Source organism: Paenibacillus sp. (assembly GCF_035645235.1).
Lineage (GTDB): Bacteria > Bacillota > Bacilli > Paenibacillales > YIM-B00363 > Paenibacillus_AE.
The window spans coordinates 1-3,602 of sequence record NZ_DASQMZ010000043.1 but is presented as its reverse complement, the minus strand read 5'-3'; the positions used below and the strand labels follow the sequence as shown (position 1 = coordinate 3,602).

Genomic DNA, 3,602 nt, shown 5'->3' with positions numbered 1-3,602 from the left:
CGAAAGTTGAATGATTTTTAGTCAGGCGCAGGACGAGGGCACTCGCACGACGACTTCCGCCCCCTTCGCCCGCGACTCGAAATGTAGCCCGTACGCGGCCCCATAGTACAGCCGGATACGCTTATTCACGTTGTGGAGGCCGATGCCGCTGCCGCCGCCGGACGGCGCGCGGCTCTCGCCGACCTCGAGCGTCCGGTTGAGTTCCTCCAGCCGGTCCGGCTCCAGCCCCGCGCCAGAATCGATGATGCGGAGGATCAGGTCTCCGCCGGACGGTTCCGCGACGATGGAAATCCGAATTTCATGGTCCTCCGCCTGCCGGCCGGCTTGAATCGAATTTTCGACGAGCGGCTGCAAGATGAAACGCGGCACGCGGCAGGCGAGCAGCGGCTCGTCCACGTCGATGTCGAATTGAACCCGGTTGTTGAAGCGGATGTTAATGATTTTGATATAATGCTGCAAATAATGCAGCTCGTCCTGCAGCGTGCACATCGGGTCTTTATTGGAGAACACCGGGCGAAGGATGTTGCCGAGCGCCACGATCGTCTCCACGATATTATCCGCTTTAATGATCGAAGCCATCCAGCGCACGCTGTTCAGCGTGTTGTAGAGGAAGTGCGGATTGATTTGATACTGCAGCGCCTCGATTTCGAGTTCCCGCTTCTGCTCCTGCATCGCGTTATTTTTGTCGATCAGATCGACCATGCTGAGCGACATCTCGTTGAAACGGCGGATGACCGTCCCGAACTCGTTGTTCGGCACCTCGTGGAACGTCACGCCGAGCTCGCCGCGGGACATGTCCTTCATCTTGCCGGACAGCAGGTGGAGCGGTCGAATCATCTTGTTGAGCCAAAAATACGAAACGATGAAAATCGCAAGCAGGCTAATCAGGAAGACGAGCACGATCATGCGCTGCACGGCGTATATTTGAGCCGAGAACGCATCGAGCGGAATTTCCCTGAGGATGTACCAGCCCGTATCCTGCAGACGGAAGTAGACGATTTGCACGCGCTCGCCGTCCACGAAATCGTCGTAGCTCCCGTAGGCGCTTTGCGCGTCCGACACCCCCTCGTCCGGCAGGGCGGGGCCCTGCGTTCCGATCCGCTCCGGGCGGCTTGCGGAGAGGATCGTTCCGTCCGCGTCCGCGATGTACATCTCTCCGTCGTCGGCGTCCAGCGAGGCGGAGTAGACAGAAGCCAAATACCGTTCGTCGATATTGAAAATGAGCGTCGCGCTGATGCGCGGATCCGATATGGCCCGCGTACCGCGCAGTACGCTGACGAGCGCGCCGTCGTTCGCGCCGGTCATGTACGGGTTGTAGAACGACTTCGTCATGCCGCCCTCGATAACGATGCCCGGGTACAGCTCCTGCGATTTGCGGTACGGCTCCGACGCGAAGAAGCTTTGCGACCAGGCTTCCACCGAATGGACGAGCGTCGTATCGCCGCTCCCGCCGACCGCGCCTTGATTTTCGGCCGTCACGTAGATCGAATGGACGTACCCGTAGTTGCCGATGAATCTGGTGATATGGTCGTGAAGCATATTTTTGTAGTTTAAAAATTCCAGCTCGCTCTTCTCCGATAAATTCAATAAGAGCGCTTGCATGTCTTCGTCTTGCAGGAACAGCTTTTGCAGCCGGTCGACGTCGGAAAACAAGCCGCTGATGTTATGGTCGAGCTGCTGGAACTGCTGGAAGAGCAGCCGCTCGTTCTGCTCCTTGATCATGCCGAGCATGAACGAATACAAATAATACGACGCCGCCGACAGGACGACGACGCTGATGATCATGAAAAACACGATCAGCTGCGTGCGCAGGCTTTGGAACCAGCGGAGCGGCTTCATGCGTCGCCTCGCGCCCCGGTCACCCATTGCTTCCGATACTCGTTCGGATTGAGCCCGGTCACTTTTTTGAACACCTTGCTGAAATACGTATACTCCGGCGAGAAGCCGACCTGCACCGCGATGTCGTACGACTTCATCTGCGTGCCGATCAACAGCTCCTTCGCCCGTTCGATCCGGTACCGGTTCAAATAATCGACGAACGAAATTTCCAGCTCTTTCTTAAATAGATTGCTAAGATAGCTGAAGCTTAACCCGACATGGTCGGCGACCATCTGCAGCGAAATGTTTTCGGTGTAGTGCCGCTTGATATATTGGATCGCTTTCGTAATCTCGCCGCTCATCTGGAGCTGGCTGCGGGCCTTCTCCGCGATGTCGTTCAAGTACAGCAGCGTCTGCTCGAGCATGTCGGGCAAGTTGTCGCATTGCTCCAGCTTGTCGGTGACGTTGAAGAGCAGCGTCATCTCGTTCTGGTTGTCGTCGTAGACGTTCGTGCTGACCCACTGTACGAATTGGAACAACAACACTTCGATCGACTTTCGCTCTTCCTCGAGCGCTTGACCGAACAGCTCCATATAATGGTCGTATTCCTTCAGCTTCATCGGCGACAGGAGCGCCCGAAGGGCGGGCGCGGCGCGAATCGCCGCGAGAGGCGCCCGCGCCGCCGACGCGTCGGCGGCATGCCCCGCGTCGTGCAGCTGACCGGGGCCGGCCAAAAATTTCCGATCCAGCGCCCGCGCCGATTCGGCGTACAGCTTCGGGATCGACTTAAAGCCGTTCTGTACGCCGCTGATCCCGAAGGACACGGAGCCGTTGAAATACGTACGGATGACCTCCTGCACGTGGCGCAAAATCGTCCGCGTCTCCTGTACGATCGCTTGCTCCGAGGGCATATCGTCGAACGAGAACAAGAGCAAGTACCGCGTCTCCTCGAGGTGGAACGCCTCGCCCCGTTTGTGGATGCCTGTAATCTCGTCGAGAATGTTCATCAAGGTCATTTTGATCAAGTGGCCGTGCTCGTCGCGAAATTTTTCCTTCAGCCGCGAGTAGCGGTCGACCTCCATGAGACAACCAACGAGCCTCGTGGACGTCAACCGCAAGCCGTTGCGCAGCGCGAACGACTCGAATTCGTCCGCGGAGAATATATTATAAAAGAGGAAATCCTTCAGCATCTTTTCTTTCAGCAAATCCATATTTTTCTGCGAGCGGCCGCCTTCGTGCGGCGCGCGCCCGCCTTGTTCGATCAATTCGTTCCTCACGCCATCGAGCACGGATTCGATTTCTTCCTCCGTCATCGTCAACTTCAGAATATAGCTGGATACCCCGAACGTCATCGCTTTGCGCGCCAGCTCGAATTCTTCGAGGCACGACAGCACGACGATGCGGGTCGACTTGTCCTGGGAGCGGATCCGCTCGATCAGCTGCATGCCGTCCATCTTCGGCATGCGAATGTCGGTGATGACGACGTCGGGCTTCTCGCGCTGGTAATGCTCCCAAGCCGCTTGACCGTCCGGAAGGTCCGCCACGACCTCCATCCCGAATTTGCTCCAATCCACCGAATTTTTCAATCCGAGGCGGACCAACATTTCGTCTTCCACGATCGCTACCTTATACATTGCTGCAGCTCCCTTCCCCGTACGCTCGGCCATGCCATGGGTAACTCCATTCTCTACGGTCGCCCCGCTTTCGTCAATGGCGCTTGCGCCCAACGGACGACCGCCCGCGATGCGGAACAAGCCGCCCCCCGGCCGGGTAGCGGCTTGCCT

2 protein-coding genes are annotated in these 3,602 nt (G+C 57.6%); both read right to left on the bottom strand.

The features are described 5' to 3' along the window. Positions 1 to 21: 21 nt before the first annotated feature. Positions 22 to 1,839 carry a sensor histidine kinase gene (locus VEZ38_RS03805; protein ID WP_324892014.1) on the bottom strand — a complete coding sequence of 606 codons (1,818 nt, stop codon included), beginning with the start codon at positions 1,837 to 1,839 and terminating at the stop codon, positions 22 to 24. Further along, positions 1,836 to 3,602 (bottom strand): response regulator transcription factor (locus VEZ38_RS03800; RefSeq protein WP_324892013.1); only part of this gene is annotated, 1,767 nt, incomplete at its 5' end. The genes VEZ38_RS03800 and VEZ38_RS03805, both read right to left, overlap by 4 nt.

Excerpts from the sequence above, each read along its gene's own strand:
- VEZ38_RS03805 (WP_324892014.1), bottom strand. The coding sequence starts at position 1,839 with ATGAAGCCGCTCCGCTGGTTCCAAAGCCTGCGCACGCAGCTGATCGTG.